The sequence below is a fragment of the Janthinobacterium sp. BJB426 genome, from assembly GCF_002735705.1.
Taxonomy (GTDB): domain Bacteria; phylum Pseudomonadota; class Gammaproteobacteria; order Burkholderiales; family Burkholderiaceae_D; genus Janthinobacterium.
This window is the reverse complement of the sequence record NZ_PDZL01000004.1, coordinates 131,126-152,244: the sequence shown is the minus strand read 5'-3', so window position 1 is coordinate 152,244 and position 21,119 is coordinate 131,126. Positions and strand designations below refer to the sequence as shown.

Here is a 21,119-nt window from a genome sequence, read left to right as displayed (position 1 = left end):
TTATAAAAGACGGTCTATGAACGTTGTCATTCTCGCTGCCGGTATGGGCAAACGCATGCAGTCGGCACTGCCCAAGGTATTGCATCCGTTGGCGGGCAAGCCGCTGTTGTCGCACGTCATCGACACGGCGCGCGGCCTGGCGCCGTCCCGATTATGCGTGATTTACGGGCATGGGGGCGCAGCGGTGCTGACGTTGCTCGACGGCTACAAGGTGAACCATGCCGTGCAGATCGACGCCGCTGAGCAGGCGCAGCAGCTGGGCACCGGCCATGCCGTGCAACAAGCGCTGCCTTTGCTGGACGACAGCGTGCCGACCCTGATCCTGTACGGCGACGTGCCGCTGACCAGCGCCGCTTCCCTGCAGCAACTGGTGCAGGCGGCCGGCAACGATAAGCTGGCCATCCTGACCGTGGAACAGGACGATCCCTATGGCCTGGGCCGCATCGTGCGCGAGCATGGCGCCATCGTGCGCATCGTCGAGGAAAAGGATGCCACGCCTGAAGAGCGCGCCATCAAGGAAATCAACAGCGGCATCATGGTCGCGCCTACCGTGCAGCTGAAGCAATGGCTGTCGGCCTTGTCGAATGACAATGCGCAAGGGGAGTACTATCTGACCGATATCGTTGCCCAGGCCGTCGCCGACGGCGTGGCCGTCACTTCGGCCCACCCTGCTGCCGTATGGGAAGTGGCGGGCGTCAACAGCAAGGTGCAGCTGGCCCAGCTGGAACGCATCCACCAGAACAATATCGCGCAAGCGCTGCTGGAACGGGGCGTGACCCTGCTCGATCCGGCCCGTATCGACGTGCGCGGCGAACTCATTTGCGGCCGCGATGTCACCATCGACGTCGGCTGCGTGTTCGAAGGCCGTGTGGAACTGGGCGACGGCGTGCGCGTGGGCGCCAACAACGTCTTCATCAACGCCACGGTGGCCGCTGGCGCGCACATCAAGCCCTTCTGCCATATCGAGGACGCCGTCGTCGGCGCTGCTTCCATCATCGGCCCCTATGCGCGCCTGCGCCCGGGGACGGTCCTGGCGGAAGACGTGCACATCGGCAACTTTGTCGAAGTGAAAAACAGCCAGATCGCCGCGCACAGCAAGGCCAATCACCTGGCCTACATCGGCGACGCCACCATCGGCTCCAGGGTCAACATCGGCGCTGGCACGATTACCTGCAACTACGATGGCGTAAACAAGTTCCGCACGGTAATTGAAGACGATGCTTTCATTGGCAGCGACAGTCAGCTGATCGCGCCCGTCACCGTCGGCAAGGGCGCCACCCTGGGCGCCGGCACGACCTTGTCGAAAGATGCGCCGGCCGGCAAGCTGACCGTCTCGCGCGCGCGCCAGGTGACCATCGACGGCTGGACGCGTCCCGTGAAAATCAAGAAATAAGCGCGCCGTCCTCGGTTCGCATGACGCCGTCAGCCTGTCCGGGCTGGCGGCGTTTTTTTACGCCTGTGGATAATCCTGTGGAGAGTGGACTGACAACTCGGGATAAGTCACGCCACTTTTCCCACACAGTATTTTCTCCGTATTGTTATGTGTGGATAAATATGTGAACAAGCATGCGGACAAGTGATGGATAAGCCCGGTATAAGCTGCGTATAAACGGTAAAGATCCTGTGGAAAAGACGGGATAAGTTATTTGGCCCAGCTTGCCGCTCCAGCATATGGGTCAGCCTGCGTAGGCTACCAAACCATGCCCTGATTTTTGCTTATCTGGAATGTGGATAAGCCTGTGCGTAATCTGCGAACAAGTGATGGATAACTTGTAAGTCATTGTATTTGAAGGATATTCAAGGGCTATTCTTGAATGTCGGCTGTGGGTAAAGCTGTGCAAAAGCCTGTTCTCAAGACGTGGATAAGCGATGCATAAGCCGGGATAAGTTTTATCCTGGAGCCCATGTATATTTATTCAGAGGCCTCACGCGAGGCCGGATGTGGCGGCTGTGGAAATCTGTAATTTTTTGTGTTGTGGATAAGCTTGTGTATAAGCAGACGAAAAACCAGGGATAAGCAGGGATAACTTGTCTGCAGCCTGCTTCACACGGCGATGCGCGTCTCGAATTTGCTGCGGAACGTGGAAAAATAGCTTTTCACGTTGCGCACATTGGCGTGCGCAGCAAACAGGCGGTGCGCCAGCGCGTGATAGGCAGGCATGTCGGCCACTTGCACCATCAGCACGAAGTCGGGCCCGGGCGAGACGCGGTAGCATTGCAGCACGGCCGCTTCCTGTGCCACGAGTTGCTCGAATTCGGCCATGCGCTCCGCCGCCTGTACGTCGAGCGTGATCTCCACGATGGCCGTCAGGCGCGCGCCCACCAGCTGCGGTGCGACGATGGCCACTTGCCGCTCGATGACGCCGCTTTCCCGCAAATGCTTGACCCTGCGCAAACAGGTGGGCGCCGAGACGTGTACCGAGCGCGCCAGCTCGCTGTTGGTTTGCGATGCATCAATTTGCAAGGCGTTCAGGATGCGACGATCGATCTCGTCGAGGGTAATGTTGTGTTCGCTCATGATTTTGATGAATTTGAAAATATATTGAGTTTAAATGAAATAATATTTCATCGCAAAATAGAGGTGAAATATTCAGTCAAAAATATACGTATTTAGAAAGCATATTTCATACGCTCTGCATTAGCATGCATGCATTGATTAAATTTTAGACAGAGGTTTCCATGTGCGGCATCGTCGGCGCGGTAGCGCAACGTAATATCACTCCCATCCTGGTCGAAGGCTTGAAGCGCCTGGAATACCGCGGCTACGATTCCTGCGGCATCGCCCTGCATGCGGATGGCCGTTTGCAGCGTTCGCGCTCCACCTCGCGCGTGGCCGAGCTGGAAAAGCAGATCGCCGAAGAAGGCTTGAGCGGTTTTACGGGCATCGCCCACACGCGCTGGGCCACGCATGGCGCCCCTGTCTCCTTCAATGCCCACCCGCACTTTTCCCCAACGGAAGAGAACGCCCGCGTGGCGCTGGTGCATAACGGCATCATCGAAAACCACGATGAACTGCGCGCCGAACTGACGGCCCTCGGCTACGTCTTCCAGAGCCAGACGGATACGGAAGTGATCGCCCACCTGGTCGAGCACATGTACAACGGCGATTTATTTGAAACCGTGCAGCAGGCCGTGAAACGCCTGGACGGCGCGTATGCGATCGCCGTGTTCTGCCGCGACGAACCGCACCGCGTGGTCGCCGCGCGCCAGGGCTCGCCCCTGATCGTCGGCCTGGGCAACGGTGAAAACTTTGTCGCGTCGGACGCCATGGCCCTGGCCGGCACGACGGACCAGATCATCTACCTGGAAGAAGGCGACGTGGTCGACCTGCAATTGTCGCGCTGCTGGATCGTCGACGTCGACGGCATGCCCGTCGAGCGCGAAGTGAAGACCGTGCACGCGCACACGGGCGCGGCCGAGCTGGGCCCGTATCGCCACTACATGCAAAAGGAAATTTTTGAGCAGCCGCGCGCCATCGGCGACACGCTCGAAGGCGTGACGGGCATCATGCCGGAATTGTTCGGCGACAACGCCTATGCCATCTTCAAGCAGATCGACCGCGTGCTGATTCTCGCCTGCGGCACCAGCTCGTATGCGGGCATGACAGCCAAGTACTGGATCGAGTCGATCGCCAAGGTGCCCGTCAGCGTGGAAGTGGCCAGCGAATACCGCTACCGCGACAGCGTGCCGCACCCGAACACCTTGGTGGTGACCATTTCGCAAAGCGGCGAAACGGCCGATACCCTGGCCGCCCTGAAACATGCGCGCAGCCTGGGCATGCAGCACACCTTGACCATCTGCAACGTGGCCACCAGCGCCATGGTGCGCGAATGCGCGCTGGCCTACATCACGCGCGCCGGCGTGGAAGTGGGCGTGGCCTCCACCAAGGCGTTCACGACGCAGCTGGCCGGCCTGTTCCTGCTGACCCTGTGCCTGGCGCAAGTCAATGGGCGCCTCTCCGAAGAACAGGAAGCGGCGCACCTGAAAGCCATGCGCCACTTGCCCGTCGCCATCGCTTCCGTGCTGGCGCTGGAACCGCAAATCATCGCCTGGTCCGAAGAATTCGCCCGCAAGGAAAACGCCCTCTTCCTGGGCCGCGGCATGCACTACCCGATCGCCCTGGAAGGCGCGTTAAAGCTGAAGGAAATCTCGTATATCCACGCCGAAGCGTATCCGGCCGGCGAACTCAAGCACGGCCCGCTGGCCCTGGTGACGAATGAAATGCCGGTCGTCACCATCGCGCCAAACGACGCCCTGATCGAAAAGCTGAAATCGAACATGCAGGAAGTGCGCGCCCGCGGCGGCCAGTTGTACGTCTTCGCCGACGTGGATTCCCGCATCAGCTCCGGCGAAGGCCTGCACGTCATCCGCCTGCCCGAGCACTACGGCGACCTGTCGCCGATCCTGCACGTGGTCGCGCTGCAATTGCTGGCGTATCACACGGCACTGGCGCGCGGCACGGATGTGGACAAGCCACGCAATCTGGCGAAGTCGGTGACGGTGGAGTAAGCAGGCCGGATTCGGCCTTTCTGCTGTGGACAAACAATAAAGTCTGACAATAAATAATAAAGTCTGACAAAAAATAATAAAGTCTGACAAAGGCCGTCTGGCGTGGCTTTTGGCCCTGGCAGCGGCTTTCAAGCGGTGTGTTTCCTTCCTCATGTCAATCAAAGAATAAGGTCTGCCCAGGCACAGCAGGCGTACTTCTGGCCCTGCCAGTGCCCTAGACCCATCAGGGCATAATTTCCGATTTGTGTAATGGTGTCCCTAGACGTGGTGTATGAGATGTGATTCTCAAGGTGCTGGGGCCCTGGTCAGTTGATCACGGCAGAGAGCCGTGCAGACTGATTTCCGCTCAAGGATTGCAATCCTTTAAGCTGCATCTATCGCGGCTTCAGCGACCACTCGTCGTTTTGTTCGAGCATCATGGCACCGACGAGTCGGATAATGGCCTGGTCATTGGGGAAGATACCGATGACGTTGGTGCGTCGCTTCACCTCGGCATTGATCCGTTCCAGCGGGTTGGTACTGTGAATTTGGGTTCGGTGTGCCTTGGGGAAGCCCATGAAGGCCAGCACTTCATGTTCGGCGTCGTCCATCTTGCTGGCCAGCTTGGGAAATTTGGCCCGCAGCCAGTCGGCCACAGTTCGCCATTGGCTACTGGCTACTGGCCACTGGCCGCCTCCGGCGTCTCCTGTACGAAGATGGTATTGATCATGGCCAGCACAGCCTGGCGCTGGCCTTTGCCAGCATGCGCTAGCGCGTTGCGGATGAAGTGGACGCGGCAGCGCTGCCATGTTGCCTTGAGCACGTTGCTGGCTGCCGCTTTGAGTCCCTCATGGGCATCGGAAATGACGAGCTTGACGCCACGCAGACCGCGCCGGGTCAGGCCGCGCAAGAAGTCCGTCTAGAGCGGTTCTCCTTCGGAAAGACTCTTGGCCACGCCAAGAATTTCGCGCACGCCGTCGGTATTGACGGCCACAGCGATTATTACTGCTACCGATACCACCCGTCCGGCTTGGCGCGATTTAACGCAAGTGGCGACGATCCACAGGTAGGGCCAGTCACGCTCGATGGGCCGGTCCAGGAAGGCTTGCACGCGCTCATCGATTTCCTCGCACAGCCGCGAAACTTGGCTCTTGGACACACCAGTCATGCCCATGGATTTCACCAGTTCATTGACCGAACGCGTTGAAATGCCCTGGATATAAGCTTCCGGGATTACCGCCGTCAGCGCTTTCTCGGCCGTGCGCCGCGGCTCCAGGCCTTGCCGGCCCGTGTTTCATAGGCCCGGTCGCGGTAGCCGTTGCGGCTGTTGATGCGCTCCTCGCTGCGCTCGCCGTAGGCGGCCTGATACAGCGCTTCGACGTCCATTTCCATCAGCCTTTGCAGCGCGTGTTGCAGTGTCTGGCGGATGAAATATGCGTCTGCCCCCTTTTCGGCCATATCGATTTCACCTATGTGGCGCTGAGACCGGAGGGCCAGCCCGATTTGGGTCACCGGTGAGCACGTGCAGGATGCATCACAACAGGCAGTAAACTGGAATGTAGCTTAAAAGCTGCTAACCTAACTATCACACTGCCAAAACTCTACGCCGTTCGGTTTGAATCTAGCGCTTTGAATCCCTGACCATTACCATATGGCATTTTTCGCAAAGATCTACAGGATTTCGCTATGGGAAAGAGACGATTCAAGACCGAAGCGGATATTGCGCGCTTTGTTAAACAGGGGTACGGACAAGGGGAAGGCTCATCCTACAAACCGTGCTGCGCGTGCAAGATATTCCATCACTAGGCCGGTCTCGCAAAGCCCCAGGCATAAAATCTGGGCGCATGCACCATTTTTTTTCCGACCTGGAATTTCGCTATTTCCTTCTGCTTGAATTTTCTGACCTGGTGGTAGACATCCGCGAACAGTACCCATTGTTTGCGACATCGAAGGCCCGGGACATCGCTGCGGAAATGGGCATCCAGTATCCGGTTTTTGTAGGCACGCAACTTCCATTTGTGTTGACGTCCGACTTCGTGGTCACACTTCAGGAACCCGGACAAAAAAAACGACTGGCGATCAGAACCTGCAAGTATGAGAAAGACCTTGTTGATCCCAATAGTGGGCTATGGACTATTGATAAGCTTGATCTGGAGCGGGCAATATGGGCCGAAAGCTCTGTAACGGACTGGAAAATTGTGACAGAAAAAGTGGGTAGCCAGATCCTCTTCGACAATTTGGAATGGTTACACAGGTCTGCACGGATGGAGGAACCCGTGGATGCTTCGCCAGACCAGCAAAGCCGATTCACGGAGCTCGTTCTAAAAGCGGCGGATGGCGATCGGACCATGGCGTCTTTGGTACGTGGCGCCTCAACGACGGCCGGCATCCCATACCGATCAGGTATGAAACTCTTAAAGCACTTACTCTGGAACAAGAGCATTGTGACGGACATCGCTAGCACCCCGTTGGACCCCACTTTGAAATGCCCGAAACTGTCGATACCGGCCCTTCGTGAAACGAACAGGAGGGCCGCATAATGCTAACTGTTAATGCAGTTCTGAAGGCGGTTTTCGCCGAACCGCCGTTTGAGCACCCGATGCGTGTTCTTTGGACAGACCGAGAGATTGACCTGGTCATGTTGTTTGCTCTCAAAGAGCCGTATGGTGTGCCGACGCCGATGCGGCTTAGCGACCTTGAATCAATGCTTGCTGCTGATAAGTTGCGCAAGGTATCGATGCGCCTGCCCTCATTCATGCTGCAAACAGAAGACGAGCTAAGCGATGCCGCCAAAGCTAAGCGAACTCAACTATGGGGTCTGATCGGCCCTATTTTTGCTGACAAGCAAATTTATCTGCCAGGCAAACTTGGGCCCATCATTGCGGCGTACGCCAGCAAGATAAACAAGCCAAAGAAAACGATCTATCGCCTTGTCTACCGTTACTGGGCCTTTGGCATGACGCCAAACGCTTTCCTCGGGAAGTATATTCATTCCGGGGCACCTGGTGTCGAGCGAGAGTACTCGGGCGAGAAGAAGGCGGGGCGTCCTGCCCGCTACTTGGGCGAAGAGAGTCAGACAACAAAAAAACTTACTGAAGACGATAAGCGGATCATCAAAATCGGTTATACGCTGTACAAAAATAATGGAACCCGGCTCATCATTGATGCATACAATAAGATGCTGGACCACTTTTATCGTGTAGAAGTTGCATCTCCAGATGGCAGTTGTGGAGGTGCGCCACTCAAGCAATTGGACCAAGTACCCTCTCCGACACAATTTTCCTATTGGGGTAAAAAAGCCTTTGACGCGATGGATGTCATGCGGGGCCGAAAGGGGGAAACCAAGTGGGCGATGGACCACCGGCCTATCGTTGGGAACGCTCATCATGGTTTGCGTGGTCCGTGTCACCGGTTCGAAATTGACGCCACGATTGCGGACGTTTATCTGGTTAGTCGCTTCAATCGCAATTGGATTATCGGCCGCCCGGTTGTATATGTTGTCATTGACGTGATGTCGCGAATGATCGTCGGTCTGCATGTGGGCTTGGAAGGACCTAGCTGGAACATAGCGCGGCACGCGCTATTTAATGCTTTCACTGACAAGGTAGCCTATTGTGCTTCCTTCGGGATCGTTATCGATCCGGCGGATTGGCCTTGCGAGCACCTTCCACATGAGGTTGTTGGCGACCGGGGTGAAATGTTAGGTGAGGCTGCGGAGCAGGCGATGCATAAGCTGTCTATTACGCTCGATATTCTTCCGCCGTTTCGCGCTGACTGGAAGGGTACGGTCGAAAGCTCGTTCCGTCTCCTGCAAAGCCGTGGCCAGATCCGCTGGATGCCTGGTGGGCTCAAAAGCCGGGAGAAGGAGCGGGGGCAACGAGATTACCGTCTAGATGCCACGCTCGACCTCCATCAATTCACGAGCATCATGATCAGGTCTGTGCTGGATTGGAATCATCATAGTCGTGACCCTAAACGTCTTTCAAAGGTCATGATTGGGCAGAACGTTGAGCCCACACCTATCGCGATTTGGAACTGGGCGGCGCAAAACGACTTGATCGAGCCAAATGAGCGAACCCGCGAAGAGATATATCTGCATCTGCTGCCTCAGGCCCGAGGCTCGGTGCAGGCAGGTGGGATTTACATTAACGGAATGTTTTACAACAATGTGCTAGATCCGACTGGAAAGCGTTCGGCGAATGCCAGGGCCAATGGTCGCGAAAGTATCGACATTTGGTCTGAACCGATGGCCGATCACATCTGGATCAAGGATAGATCCGGCGCCTTTGTGCAATGTCCGCTCCGCTCTACTGAAGCGCGATGTGTCGGTATGCGCACTGAAGAGGTAGTCGATATGCTCGCGATAACTGGGGCAATTTCTCCAGAGAGCCAATATGCCGCGCTCAATAGCAGGGTCGATCTCGCTGGATTCGTGGAGTCTACTGTTGCAACGGCGAGCGCAGCGAAGCAAGAAGCGCAGGCGCCTACATCAGCCGCGGCTGCGGTGGCTGGCATTAAGGGCAATCGAGCCCTGGAGCGCGACATACAGAGAGCCGATGCTTCCGCAGCAGCGCTTTGTGGCAATAGCGAACCATTTGCGGCTGGACTTACGTCTGCTCCAGCTCCAGCCAAAAGGGAGTCAAGCGTAGCCAGCGAATATGCGGGTGCGAGAGGGGCTGAGGTGATTAGTTTGTTGAGCCGTGCCGGTAGAAATAGGAGCAAATAAGTGGTTTCAATTCAAGCATTTTATGAGGACTCTCCAGTATTGGAGTACGCCGGTAATCCCTTAATTGAGGCCTTGCCGCCTATTTTGTCTGAAGAAGATGCGGGGGAAGGTTTGGCCTCGATTCCCCCTTTACCGGGAGAAGAAAGAGCACTTCCTAAGCATATTCGCATGCATTGCTTAAATCGGATATCGCATCTGATCCAGCCATTTATGATTCATCTAGAACTGGAAGCTGTCATCTCTTCAGTTCTACGTAGTGGTTACATCGGGCGAAATCCAATGGATGCAGCCACGTGGCGGCACTTGCATTCCATCAGAGCCCAAAGTGGCTCTTCAATTACCAACGTTACAGCCTCAACGTTCAGTTTGATTGGACTGAGTGGAATGGGAAAAACCACTGCGTTGAAGGCGGTCCTGAATCTTTATCCACAGGTTATTACGCATACCCGATACCACGGGCGCGATTTCATTCATACACAGATTGCTTGGCTACGATTTGATTGTCCAAATGACGGCTCATTGGTTGGGTTGTGCCAAGCGTTCTTTCGCGCTGTTGATGCAGCGCTTGGAGATGATATTCACGTAACCCATTATCGAACTAAGCGCAGTGTATCGAGTTTGATTCAAGCGATGGAGCAGACGGCGAGCACGTATTTTGTCGGCGCCATCTTCATTGATGAGCTACAGCACCTTAACGCGGCAAAAACGCCGGGTAAGGAAAGCATGCTCAATTTCTTCGTCACGTTAATCAACACCATAGGCATTCCTGTCGTATTTGTGGGAACCAACGCTATGGCAAGACTTTTTGCTGATGTTGTCAGGAACGCCCGCAGGGTTTCCGGTCAAGGCGTGTACGATTTCAAACAACCGGAAGAGCATGATGAGACGTGGAATCTGTTGCTTGAGACAATGTGGGACTATCAATGGGTTCAAAATCCCTGCGAGTTGACCGATGCGTTAAAAGCCACCATCTATGATTTGACCCAAGGCGTCACCGACTTTCTGGCCCGGTTCATGATCTTGGGGCAACGATATGCAATTCAGTCGGGCATCGAGCAACTTGATGAGACCGTTTTTAAGCATATCGCTGGTACAAAGATGAAGTTGTTGTTGCCAGCGATCGAGGCTTTACGAAGTAAAGATCCAGCCAAGATGAGCCAGTTCGAGGATTTGTTACCGCTCGACGATCAATTGGAAAAAATCATGCAGGACGATCTCTATGTCGTTCCTACCGCCATCTCAATCTTACGCGCACAGCAGCAGAAAAGACTCGGGGGGGCGGGAACAACAGCCGATTCTGAATCAGCTGCCAATAATGCCTCCGCTGCGCAGCAGAGCTCCGTTGGCGATATGTACGCTGATTCTTCACAAAAGGCTAGCTCTGCCGCACCAACGAAGGTGGCCCGTATGGTACCCATGTCGGCGAAAATACCGACCGTCTCGCAAGCGACGAATGTGCTCCGCGCCGCTGGCTGGTTGGCCAGTGACCCATTCGAGTTTGAGCCTGCGTATATGGCCGCATAGAAGATGGGGCAGCTATGTTACGTTACTTCCCTGCCTCATTTCCGGATGAAACGTTATATAGCCGCCTGTGCCGTTACCATCGTCTTTCCGGTCAAGAGGTTGACAGGGCGTCGCTGCATGAGTTGATCGGCGGACACACTCATGTCGTCGTCTCGGCTTTACCAAGCAAATTGGACACGTTAGTGTCCAGGCTCCCGAACGAGGCCAATGTCAGCGTTGACGACATTGCTTCTAACAATACGCTCTTGGCTTTTTATACGGCCTTTATGCCGGCACGGCGTGCGAGCTCGGTGTATGCAGCCATGCGTGGTGACAGCGCCTCTGGCATCAAGATGTCCATCGGGTTAATAGCAAGCCGCTTGGGAGGCCATAACCAACTGAGATTTTGCCGGATCTGCGCGCAGGAGGAATACTTCACTACTGGCCAGCCTTATTGGCATCGCGTCCACCAATTACCTGGAGTGCTCGTATGTCCTGTCCACAAACAAACACTCTGTGCGCTAGCCGCTGAAACGATTGAGCTCAATAGGCATAAGCTGCTCCTGCCGGACGATAAAGCCATAGCGGGCCACTTGGACGACATTCACTTGTCCGACATACAGCAGGAAACCGCTTTGCGACTTGCTCTGTTGAGTGGTGACGTGTTGCATGGCCGTATGCAAACCAAGGGCGCAGAAGGCATCCACCGCCTGCATCGTTCAAGTGCGGCTGCGCATGGCCTCATCCGTGCCAATGGCAGAATACGCATTGACGATCTGGATCAATTGATCGGACTTTATTGCAATTGCTTGCCGGTGAATATCGAATTTAGTGTGGTGCGATGCAGGCTTTTTGACTGCGCGCTCAATCTGTTAAGAAAGCCGCGGGAAGCAATCGTCCATCCCATGCTGCATATCGTTCTGATGGACTGTTTGCGTTGTGTTGAGGACCGGCCTAACCTTCAATGTGCTGAAGCGGTGCCGGACATGCCGCTTACCTCACGTGCACGCAAGATAATTGATCTGTCAGTACTGGCTGAAAAATTGTCTTTCCAAGGCGCGACCTTATCTGGCGTTGCTGGCGTGATGGGAATCAGCGTGACGACAGCGGCTGTCGAGGCTGCCCGCGCCGGAATCAGAGTTTCCAAGCGCCCCAAGCATCTTACCGCGGAGCGTGTGACTGATGTCGGAACCTCCCTGAGGCTTGGGCTATGTATTGAAGAAGTGGCACAGAGACATGCAATTTCTATCGTGTCGGTGTATCGGATCTTGCGTATGGATGCGGCGTTGGCCCAAGAGTATGAAGCAAAGCTGTTCGCATTGCTAAGAGAGCAATATCGCCAGCGGTATATGGATTCACGATCTGACAAAGCCGCCTATGCCTGGCTGCGCAGGCATGATGGGCTGTGGCTGACAGAGCAACTCAAAACATTCCCAGCCATGCGGACTAGGAAACGCTGCGTGGATTGGCGTCGGCGTGATACAGCACTTGCTCGCCAGATTTTTGAGATCGAAGCGCAGCTACGCAGCATGCCGGGTAAGCCGACGTATATCAATGAGACAAAGCTAAAAAGGCTTACGTCCATGGCTGACACAATCGAGCACAGCTTGTCCAATCTCCCATTGACCGAAGCAGCGCTTAAAACGTGCGCTGAATCTGCACAAGCTCACCAACGCCGGCGCATTATGTGGGCTTACTGCGAGTTGAAAAAACGGCCTGACTTCCACCACCAGCTATGGGAAGTGCTGCGGCTTGCTGGAGTACGTAAATTGCATCCCTCCAACGAAGCACTGGCCTACACGCTCCTTTAAGTTGTGCTTCTACCCATCCCGTCGATGCCGTGCCTTCATCTCCAGAACGTGAGGATTTAGATTGGCGATCCATGCACTCGGGCTCTTGCCAGAGCGGATAAATCGCGATACAGCGGACGCCACTTCAAGCGTGGAGTGGTTCCTCTCAAGATGTTCGGCAATACCGATTGTCAGATTATGGCTTGGTAGCCTGCCATCCGATTTCCGTTGAAATACGCTGTGGTCGATATGCATTTGAAAAAACTGGATCAAGCGTGATGCCGGTGTTTCGTAAGTCCTGCGCTGGAAGACACGGTGAGCCATTTTTGCAAATTCCTGGTCGCGTATATTATCGTGGCCGCTGGTCCCCAGCGCTAACGGTTTCCAACCGCATTGACAAGGGAGCATCGGCACCGAGCAGAATTTTCCAGCAATTCGGAAGGGTTCCTCGCAGCGCGGGCAAGTATCAATGAGCCTGGTGCCGTGCTTCCAGCAGACTTTGACGCCTGGTAGTTGATGCGATCGATGGAGATAAGGCAGTTGATCGGCTGCGCTTTCGTCAGCAGCGCATCTTAAGCATACGTTACTTTCGGCAAATTTCGGATCTGGATACTCCCAATCGGGCGCTGTCAGTACTGGCATGACGAGAGCGACGAAACTATTCAATTCAAGAAGCTGACCCAGCCGTACATGCGGCGGCCCAGGCAGGCGCCGCACCAACGCACTCAGGGCGAAAGGCGCAGCGTCGGTGAAGTTCATTTCGTTGCTCGGTACGCTGAAAAGGGAGATAAATGTCTTCTCGTGATTGGGCTCGGCCGAGAGCAAATGGTAGCGAGAGACTCTTCCGTAAAGTGTCTCACCGGGAAATGATTCTGGAAAAAACGGGAGCCTGGAAACTTTGTGATTCACAGCATGAGTCATGTAGCAGAGGGGGATAATAGGATACGCAACCGTAACGGGCTCGAAGCCCGCCGTCAAATGCGCGCCTCCGCCATTGCCATGGTATCGCAGCGATTGACTAGGGGTTTCATACACGATGTTATCAAGCCCCGTGGTTTCGATGCTCAAATACATGCGAGGCTGATCTGTGACATTTCGATAGAATTTGCTGAGCGTCAACAAGTAAAATACTGCCGCGATCACTTAAATTTAATTCCCTGAGTTATGCGGGAGCGCCGCTATCTGCTTCGATCCATTCCCACCTATCGGTTTATGAAACCTAACTCACTAGTGCCAAGTGCCGAGACGGCCATACCAGAACCTTCACAGCCCAGTGAAATGATTACGGCACTAGCGGTTGCGACAGGAACCCCTATTAGTCCATTGGTTAGATTGACGACCTGGGATGAGGATACCTGGGAGGACTTCACCCTTGAATTTGTTTCCTGCATTAAAGACAAGTATGTGAAGGTTGTTCGGTGCGGCGGTGGCGGCGATATGGGGCGAGATGTAATCGCCTATACCGCGACTGGCTGGGTAAATTACCAATGCAAACACTATAGCGATAAGTTAAGTGTGGCTGATGTCGCCCTAGAGGTAGGTAAACTCATCTATTATAGCTATATTAAAGAATATTATCTTCCGAAAGAGTACTATTTTGTTTCACCGAAAGGAAGTAGTACTCATCTAATTAAAGTTATTAATGATAGGACTGGAAAGAGCCTAAAGCAAGAAGTTCTAGATCGCTGGGAAAAGTCGATCAAAAATAAGATCACGTCAACGGCTGAAGTGGAGCTAACCGCCGACTTACGAAAGTATATCGAGGAATCCGTTGATTTCACTATATTCGATGATATTCCTCCAATCAGATTGATCGAGTTACATAGATCGACACCATATCACGAGATTCGATTTGGAATTTATTCACGAAAGCGCCCAACGCCAGCGGCAGCTCCTGTGGATGTTGACTGGGGGGTGGAGCAGACGTATGTGCAGGCGCTTTTGGACGCATTCTCTGATTATAAAAAATTCCCTGTGGACTTGGCTTCTTTACCGGGACATCAGAAACTGAACATAGAATTTAACAGCGCACGGAACAATTACTTTTGTGCCACATCGCTTGATTTATTTTCTAGAGATTGGTTGCCGCCAAGTAGCTTCCAAGAACTTAAGGAAGAGTGTTATGAGGCGATATCACCTACAGTCAACCTTACTTATGCAGAAGGCTATACTAGGTATTTGAAAGTATGTGAGGCCACTTCAAAGATATCATACGAATCCCACCCCCTAAAATTTTATATGAAGATCCAGGACAAAAAGGGTCTAGTGCATCACATTGTTAATGATAAGAAATTTGTCTGGAAAAATGATGAGTGACAATTTTCCTATATCAATTTTCAATAGCAGAATCGAGCTTGCAACTCGAGCTAGCTTCATTTTGACCTGCTTCTCTGAACGAGCATTGGATCTTGATAGGCTAGTTTTCTTTGACTATGTTTTATTATATTCAAAAGAATTTGGTGGCCCCTTAAATCTTCATACTGATCTACCAAACAAAGTAGCTGAGATTATTCGTAGAAGAGAAATTCTTCCTGCTGCGTTAAAATTGTTTATTAGCAAGGGTCTGATTTCGTCTGTGGCGAACTCTGATGGAGTTTTCTTCAAGGCATCCGAGAATACCCCGCAATACGTCGGTTGTCTTAAATCTGAATATTTTAGAAATTTATGGACTAATCTGTTTTGGTTAGAAGAAAATTTTGATCTAATCGATAGTCAGCGTATTGGTTATATACACAGGTCTTTCCAAAAAAATGATAATTAAGTCTATTGAAGTAGTTGGCGAAAACGTTAGACCGGCAGTCCTTTATTTTTCGAAAGGATTGAACGTGGTTGCTGGGCCTTCTAATACAGGAAAATCTTATTTGATTGAATGCTTTAAATTCGCACTAGGAGCCTCGGCTGTTCCGAAATCCATAAAGGAATCTAATGGCTATAATAATGTTATTTTGACGATGGAAGAAGGCACTGAATCGTTCAAAATTTCACGTCAATTTTTTTTAAATTCCCCAACCACGGTAACGACAGCTAACGGCCAGCAAGTCGTTTTGAAGGGGCGTCATAAACCCGATCTGAAGAATCTCTCCAACTATTTTCTATCGAAGATTGGACTCAATAACAAACTTCTTCTCTACAGTAAAGAAAACCACACCACCCGTGCATTATCGCTGCGTACTCTTGAGCCGATCTTTGTAGTGGACGAAGACCGCATTGTTGCTCGTTACTCGCCATTGGGTACTGGGCAAAGGACAGACACCACTCTTGAGAAGTCACTTCTAAAAACGCTGCTCACCGGAGCTGACGAGAGCCGTGCAAAAGATACCCGCGATACTGACGAGAGCGCCGAATCGATAAAGCGAAGGGTTAAGCAGCTAGAGGCGCTGATGCAGCTCATTTTCCCAGAGGTTTCAACTCCGACGCAGACTACAGTAGAGATTCAAGATCAAATCTCCAAGCTTGACCGATCCATCCAAATTCTTGATACAGGAATTCAGGAGTTGGTTCTATCCAAGGGGCAATTTCTGCAGCGACGTAAAGATGAGCTCATGCTCGCAGCAAACGTTGAGAACGAGATCGGCGACGCCAAGGCTTTGAGACAGCGTTTTAGCTTACTCATGGAAAAGTACGAATCGGATCGCTCGCGCGTCGTGGGTCTATCTGAAGCCGCTCTTTTACTCGAGAACTATGGGCAGGTAAGTTGTCCTACATGCGGTTCGCATTTTGATGAAGCGACGACGGATGTGGACGTTGATATCTTGCTCCAAAGTGCGCATGCCGAGGCGCACAAGATTGAAGTACAGATGAAGGACCTGCAGGGTGCAATCGTGCAATTGGATGAGACGATTGGCAGCGGTCTCTCTAATGTCGAGCGAATTAAGACTCGTGTTACTGAGATGGATGCTGAATTGCAAGCAGATGTCGGCGAAAAGTTGAACCAACTGGTATTTTCTAAGAACGAACATTCGCAGAAGAAGACGGAGTTAGCTGCCTCGCTTGCTCGACTTGAGGGCCGCAATGCAGCGCAAGTCGAACTGGATCGGTTGCGAAGCTATGAACCTCAGGAAAGAGCTGCATATGAGATTGACGATTTCTCTGAACAGCTTACCCATTTCGTAGAAAACGTTGAAGACATTCTGAAGCGCTGGGGCTTTCCAGATTACTCACCTACGAAGTTCCTGGACAAGTCGCGGGACCTGGAGATCGGTGGAACACCTCGTAAGGACTTCGGAAAGGGCTATCGTGCAGTCGCGTTCTCTGCATTTGTACTAGGTTTGATGAAAACTTTGATGCCTTCGAACAGGCACCCTGGATTTGTTGTTCTCGACTCCCCGCTAACAACGTATAAACCGGCAGATATCGAGCAGGGAGAGGAAGACGAATCGATTGAACCGAACATGGTCTACTCTGTGTATCGAGATCTATGCGATGCCTATACGGAAAATCAAGTCATCATCTTCGATAACCAAGAGCCCGAGGTCGATCTTCTATCGTCAATGAATTACCAGCACTTTACGCGAAACAATAATCTGGGGCGTTATGGTTTCTTCCCGGTGAACTAAGTAGTCAGGCGAAATTTATTGTGAAAGCGGTGCCGAAACCTTTCATCAACGATTCGTCGTTGCGCGTTCCTTGCTTTATATTACCTGGGTAACGGAATGATCGACATGCGTACAGCATGTCCCGGCCGGCAGCCATGTTCAGTTAGCGCCCGAACACACATGCGCGCGCCATGGTTCTTTGCGCAGAGCGCGCCAATGCCGATGACTTGTTGGCCGGAAAGACCATTCCTGATATACTTGGCAAAACGCTAGCGTTTTTCACACAGGAGCAGCTCGTGGCCGTCACGAAGACAGAGGTTGTTAGCGTTAGAGTCCCGCCGGATGTGAAGACTGCGCTGGTCGCCGCCGCTGAGCAGGAGCGGCGCAGCTTGGCATCTATGGTCGAGTTCATGGTGCTCGAGTACTGCAGATCGCGAGGTATTCGAAGTGAAGGGGCGGCGGACGCCGCAAGCGGGCATAAGAGCGTTGTAAAAGGGTAACTCCACCAAACACCGCGGGCGAACCAGCTTGCAAGGACTCAAGGGAGCAAAAGGTCAATGGTGAGAGGCATCGCGCAAGGACTCAGCAATTTCGGATTTCTAGCTGAGCACAGCCCGTTGCTCGCTGATCTTGGGGCGACGGCGGAGCTGCTTTATCCTTTTGATCCGGCAAGTTGCGTGCTCAAGCTGCGGTTGTTAGCCGAGTCGATCACGCAGGATGTGGCCTCCCGGGTTGGTGTCCGCCTGATTCAACCCACCCAGGCCGAGCTGCTGCGCGCAGTGGACCAGCGTCTGGGACTGGATCCGCAAGTACGACAGATGTTCCATCTGCTGCGCCACAGAGGCAACGAGGCTGCGCATCAGGCAGATCACCGCATCGGTTTCCGTGAGGGCTTGGAGGCGCTGAAGGTCGCGCGTGAAATCGCGCTGTGGTTCCACCGAATCTTCGGCAGCAACCCAGAATTCAAGCCCGGTCCCTTCATTTTGCCGGACGATCCCAGCCAGCGGCTGTTCGCGCTGCAGCAGCAAGTGGCCGACCTCACGCAGCACCTTCAGGAAGCACAGACTGAACAGGCAGCCAACGCTCTGATGGCCGACCTTCTGGTTGCCCAAGCGGCGCAAGAGCGCTTACTGGCCGAACGGGCAACAGAAGAGCGCAGCGTTTACGAAAGCCTGGCCGAAGAGGCCAGCGCCCGTTACGCCACCCTCAAGGCCGAATTTGACGCACATCTGAAAGCCGCCAATGCCCAACCAGCCATTCCGAGCTCACAGGACATTCAGGCCTTTGCCCAGCGCGCCACACAGGCTGCACAGAAGGTGGCGATGGACGAAGCGTCTACGCGCCTGCTCATCGACCAGATGCTCAAAGACGCTGGCTGGGAGGCCGACACCCACGCGCTCACGCACGCCAAGGGTGCGCGGCCGGAGCGTAACCGCAACCTGGCGATTGCCGAGTGGCCCACTGCGGGGAAGCAGGGCGCCGACTACGTGTTGTTCGCTGGTCTCATGCCCATTGCAGCGGTCGAGGCCAAGCGCCTGAACGTCAACGTCGCCGGGAAGATCGGCCAGGCCGAGCGCTACGCACGCGGCTTGCAAATCGGGCACGAGCACGAAGCCGCCTGGCTGGCTGAAGGCCGCCTGGGCCCATGGCCCGACGGTCAGGGAGGCGTGTTTCATCTGCCCTTTGCCTACTCGTGCAACGGCCGCCCGCTGGTCAAGCAGAGCCCTGAAGCCAGCGGCACCTGGTTCCGCGATCTGCGCCACCAGGGCAATTTGGCCAAGCCGCTGCAAAGCTTCCACTCACCTGACGGCTTGCTCGACCAGCTCCGCCGCAACAAGGCCGAGGCGGAAGCCAAGCTGCAACAGGAAAGCTTTGCCTACTTAGGGCTGCGCGATTACCAGCAAAAAGCCATCGGCGCGGTGGAAGCCGCGCTGGCCGCCGGGCAGACCAACTGCCTGCTGGCCATGGCCACCGGCACAGGCAAGACGCGCACCATCATCGGCCTCATCTACCGCCTGCTCAAGACCGAGCGCTTCCGTCGCATCCTGTTCCTAGTGGACCGCACGGCGCTGGGCGATCAGGCCATCGATGCCTTCAATGAAGCACCGCTGGAGCAAAGCCAACCCCTGTCCAAGATCTACAACATCGCTGAACTCGGCGACATGGCTGCCGAGGCCGAAACCCGCGTGCAGGTGGCAACGGTGCAGGCCATGGTCAAGCGTATCTTCGGCAGCGACAACCCGCCTCCGCTGGACACCTTCGACTGCATCATCGTTGACGAAGCCCACCGCGGCTACACGCTGGATCAGGACATGACTGAAGGTGAACTCGCCCTGCGTGACCAGGCCCAGTACCTCTCCACCTACCGGCGCGTGCTGGACTACTTCGACGCCGTCAAGGTGGGGCTGACTGCGACTCCGGCGCGCCACACCACCGACATCTTTGGCCGACCTGTCTACACCTACTCGTACCGTGAAGCCGTGGCGGACGACTGGCTCATCGACCACGAGCCCCCCATTCGCTACCAGACCCTGCTGAGCCAGCACGGCATTCACTTCGACAGCGGCCAACTGGTTGAGGCCATCAACCTTGGCACCGGCGAAATCGAAACTGCCGAGCTGGACGACGAACTGCACTTCGAGCTCGAAAGCTTCAACAAGCGCGTCATCAGCGAACCATTCAACCGCGTCATCTGTGAACAGCTCGCTCAAGAGCTGGACCCTATGGGCGAAGAGAAGACCATGATCTTCTGTGCCACCGATGCGCATGCCGACATGGTCAAACGGTTGTTGGGCGACGCTTTCAAGGCTGTGTACGGTGACCACTACAACCAAGCCGCAGTGGAAAAAATCACTGGTGCGTCCGACAAAGTCGACCAGCTCATCCGTCGCTACAAGAACGAGCGCTTCCCCACCATCGCCATCACGGTGGACTTGCTGACCACCGGCATCGATGTGCCACCCATCTGCCATCTAGTCTTCATGCGCCGGGTGCGTTCGCGCATCCTGTACGAACAGATGATTGGACGCGCCACCCGGCGCTGCGACGAGATCGGCAAGACCGTCTTCAAGATCTACGACCCGGTAGACCTGTACGCCTCGCTGCAGGCCGTCAACACCATGCAGCCGTTGGTGAAGGACCCTAAGGTTACGCTGGAACAGTTGTTCGAAGAGCTGAACAACCCGGCCGCGCACGAGGCCGCAGGCAGCGCTCCCGGCCGCAGCCACGCGGACGATGTGCTTGACCAGCTCAACCAGAAGCTCATGCGCGTTCTGCGCGATGCTGCGCACAAGGCCGAGAAGAAGCCGGCCCTGAAAGAAAAGCTAGACCAGTTGGAGCAGCAATGGGGAGTCCCGCCGCAGCAACTGCACCGCCACTTGCATCAGCTCGGGCAGGAGCGTGGCTCCCAGGCGGCAGCCGATTTTCTGCGCCACAACACACGCCTGCTGTTGCAACTTGCCGAGGTCAAACAGCTCCTAGGCACTGCCTACATGCCTGTCATCGCCGCACATGCCGACGAGCTACGGGAACGCAGCCAAAGTTGGGGCTTGTACGCCAAGCCCGAGGACTACCTCGACAGCTTCAGCCACTTCGTGCGCGCGCAAGTCAACCAGTCGGTCGCCATGGCCGCGGTCGTCAACCGCCCGAGGGACCTCACTCGCGAACAGCTCAAGGAGGTTCGCTTGTTGCTCGACGGTGCTGGCTACTCCGAAGCCAGCCTCAAGGCTGCTTGGCGCAAGCACAGCAACCAGGACATCGCTGCCGGTGTCATCGCCTACATCCGCCAAGCTGCGCTGGGTGAAGCTCTGCTGCCCTTCGACCAGCGGGTGACCCAGGCGATGCTGAAGATCTACGCCCTACACGGCTGGACACCGGTACAGCGCAAATGGCTTGACCGCCTGGCCAAACAGCTCACGCACGAACTGGTCATCGACCAAGCCTTCGTCAACAACGCCTTCGCCAACGACGGTGGTGCGAAGCAGCTCGACAAACTGCTGGGCGGACAGCTTGACAGTGTGATGGGGGCGTTGGCTGCCGGTCTCTGGCCACGTGCCGCCTAACAATTCAACGTTTAAC

General features: G+C 54.6%; 12 protein-coding genes and 1 pseudogene. 10 read left to right on the top strand and 3 right to left on the bottom strand.

Features of this window, described 5'->3' with window-relative positions:
* Nucleotides 1-16 precede the first annotated feature (16 nt).
* Nucleotides 17-1,393, top strand: a complete 1,377-nt coding sequence (gene glmU / locus CSQ93_RS08480) for a bifunctional UDP-N-acetylglucosamine diphosphorylase/glucosamine-1-phosphate N-acetyltransferase GlmU (protein WP_099377692.1) — start codon at nt 17-19, stop codon at nt 1,391-1,393.
* Nucleotides 1,394-2,044: 651 nt separating this feature from the next.
* Here glmU and CSQ93_RS08475 read toward each other — a convergent pair.
* Complete coding sequence (locus tag CSQ93_RS08475; RefSeq protein ID WP_099377691.1) at nt 2,045-2,518, bottom strand: Lrp/AsnC family transcriptional regulator; 474 nt, start codon at nt 2,516-2,518, stop codon at nt 2,045-2,047.
* Between the two features lie 161 nt (nt 2,519-2,679).
* Between CSQ93_RS08475 and glmS the strand changes: the two genes are divergently transcribed.
* Entirely contained in the window at nt 2,680-4,509 is a 1,830-nt protein-coding gene (glmS, locus tag CSQ93_RS08470) for a glutamine--fructose-6-phosphate transaminase (isomerizing) (protein WP_099377690.1), read from the top strand.
* Between the two features lie 305 nt (nt 4,510-4,814).
* Here glmS and CSQ93_RS08465 read toward each other — a convergent pair.
* A pseudogene (locus tag CSQ93_RS08465) lies at nt 4,815-5,946 on the bottom strand (IS256 family transposase).
* 386 nt (nt 5,947-6,332) lie between these two features.
* Between CSQ93_RS08465 and CSQ93_RS29165 the strand changes: the two are divergent.
* From CSQ93_RS29165 to CSQ93_RS08440, 4 genes are read left to right on the top strand one after another with little or no spacing between them, the layout of a single operon-like run.
* Nucleotides 6,333-7,028, top strand: coding sequence for a TnsA endonuclease N-terminal domain-containing protein (locus CSQ93_RS29165; RefSeq protein ID WP_199534313.1), 696 nt, complete (start codon nt 6,333-6,335; stop codon nt 7,026-7,028).
* Nucleotides 7,028-9,214: a DDE-type integrase/transposase/recombinase gene (locus tag CSQ93_RS08450; protein WP_099377689.1), complete on the top strand. Its 2,187-nt coding sequence runs from the start codon at nt 7,028-7,030 to the stop codon at nt 9,212-9,214. Before CSQ93_RS29165 ends, CSQ93_RS08450 begins: the two co-directional genes overlap by 1 nt.
* Complete coding sequence (locus CSQ93_RS08445) at nt 9,215-10,738, top strand: ATP-binding protein (protein WP_099377688.1); 1,524 nt, start codon at nt 9,215-9,217, stop codon at nt 10,736-10,738.
* A gap of 14 nt (nt 10,739-10,752) precedes the next feature.
* Nucleotides 10,753-12,528: a TnsD family Tn7-like transposition protein gene (locus CSQ93_RS08440; RefSeq protein ID WP_099377687.1), complete on the top strand. Its 1,776-nt coding sequence runs from the start codon at nt 10,753-10,755 to the stop codon at nt 12,526-12,528.
* 9 nt (nt 12,529-12,537) lie between these two features.
* On the opposite strand, the gene CSQ93_RS28790 is transcribed toward CSQ93_RS08440, so the two are convergent.
* Nucleotides 12,538-13,581, bottom strand: a complete 1,044-nt coding sequence (locus tag CSQ93_RS28790; protein ID WP_158301180.1) for a TniQ family protein — start codon at nt 13,579-13,581, stop codon at nt 12,538-12,540.
* A 204-nt stretch (nt 13,582-13,785) separates the two neighbouring features.
* Between CSQ93_RS28790 and CSQ93_RS08435 the strand changes: the two genes are divergently transcribed.
* The 4 genes from CSQ93_RS08435 (at nt 13,786) to hsdR (ending at nt 21,103) form a co-directional block, all read left to right on the top strand.
* Nucleotides 13,786-14,823, top strand: a complete 1,038-nt coding sequence (locus tag CSQ93_RS08435; protein ID WP_158301179.1) for an ABC-three component system protein — start codon at nt 13,786-13,788, stop codon at nt 14,821-14,823.
* The gene (locus tag CSQ93_RS28785) at nt 14,813-15,268 is read left to right on the top strand and encodes an ABC-three component system middle component 2 (RefSeq protein ID WP_233516112.1); all 456 of its coding nucleotides are present in this window, start codon (nt 14,813-14,815) and stop codon (nt 15,266-15,268) included. The genes CSQ93_RS08435 and CSQ93_RS28785 overlap by 11 nt, the downstream gene beginning before the upstream one ends.
* Complete coding sequence (locus tag CSQ93_RS08430; protein ID WP_158301177.1) at nt 15,258-17,063, top strand: AAA family ATPase; 1,806 nt, start codon at nt 15,258-15,260, stop codon at nt 17,061-17,063. The genes CSQ93_RS28785 and CSQ93_RS08430 overlap by 11 nt, the downstream gene beginning before the upstream one ends.
* A 536-nt stretch (nt 17,064-17,599) precedes the next feature.
* Entirely contained in the window at nt 17,600-21,103 is a 3,504-nt protein-coding gene (gene hsdR, locus CSQ93_RS08420; RefSeq protein WP_099377684.1) for a type I restriction-modification system endonuclease, read from the top strand.
* Nucleotides 21,104-21,119 lie beyond the last annotated feature (16 nt).

Coding starts and splice junctions, on each gene's coding strand:
- glmU (WP_099377692.1), top strand. CDS start 17: ATGAACGTTGTCATTCTCGCTGCCGGTATGGGCAAACGCATGCAGTCG.
- CSQ93_RS08475 (WP_099377691.1), bottom strand. CDS start 2,518: ATGAGCGAACACAACATTACCCTCGACGAGATCGATCGTCGCATCCTG.
- glmS (WP_099377690.1), top strand. CDS start 2,680: ATGTGCGGCATCGTCGGCGCGGTAGCGCAACGTAATATCACTCCCATC.
- CSQ93_RS29165 (WP_199534313.1), top strand. CDS start 6,333: ATGCACCATTTTTTTTCCGACCTGGAATTTCGCTATTTCCTTCTGCTT.
- CSQ93_RS08450 (WP_099377689.1), top strand. CDS start 7,028: ATGCTAACTGTTAATGCAGTTCTGAAGGCGGTTTTCGCCGAACCGCCG.
- CSQ93_RS08440 (WP_099377687.1), top strand. CDS start 10,753: ATGTTACGTTACTTCCCTGCCTCATTTCCGGATGAAACGTTATATAGC.
- CSQ93_RS28790 (WP_158301180.1), bottom strand. CDS start 13,581: ATGTATTTGAGCATCGAAACCACGGGGCTTGATAACATCGTGTATGAA.
- CSQ93_RS08435 (WP_158301179.1), top strand. CDS start 13,786: ATGATTACGGCACTAGCGGTTGCGACAGGAACCCCTATTAGTCCATTG.
- CSQ93_RS28785 (WP_233516112.1), top strand. CDS start 14,813: ATGATGAGTGACAATTTTCCTATATCAATTTTCAATAGCAGAATCGAG.
- CSQ93_RS08430 (WP_158301177.1), top strand. CDS start 15,258: ATGATAATTAAGTCTATTGAAGTAGTTGGCGAAAACGTTAGACCGGCA.
- hsdR (WP_099377684.1), top strand. CDS start 17,600: ATGGTGAGAGGCATCGCGCAAGGACTCAGCAATTTCGGATTTCTAGCT.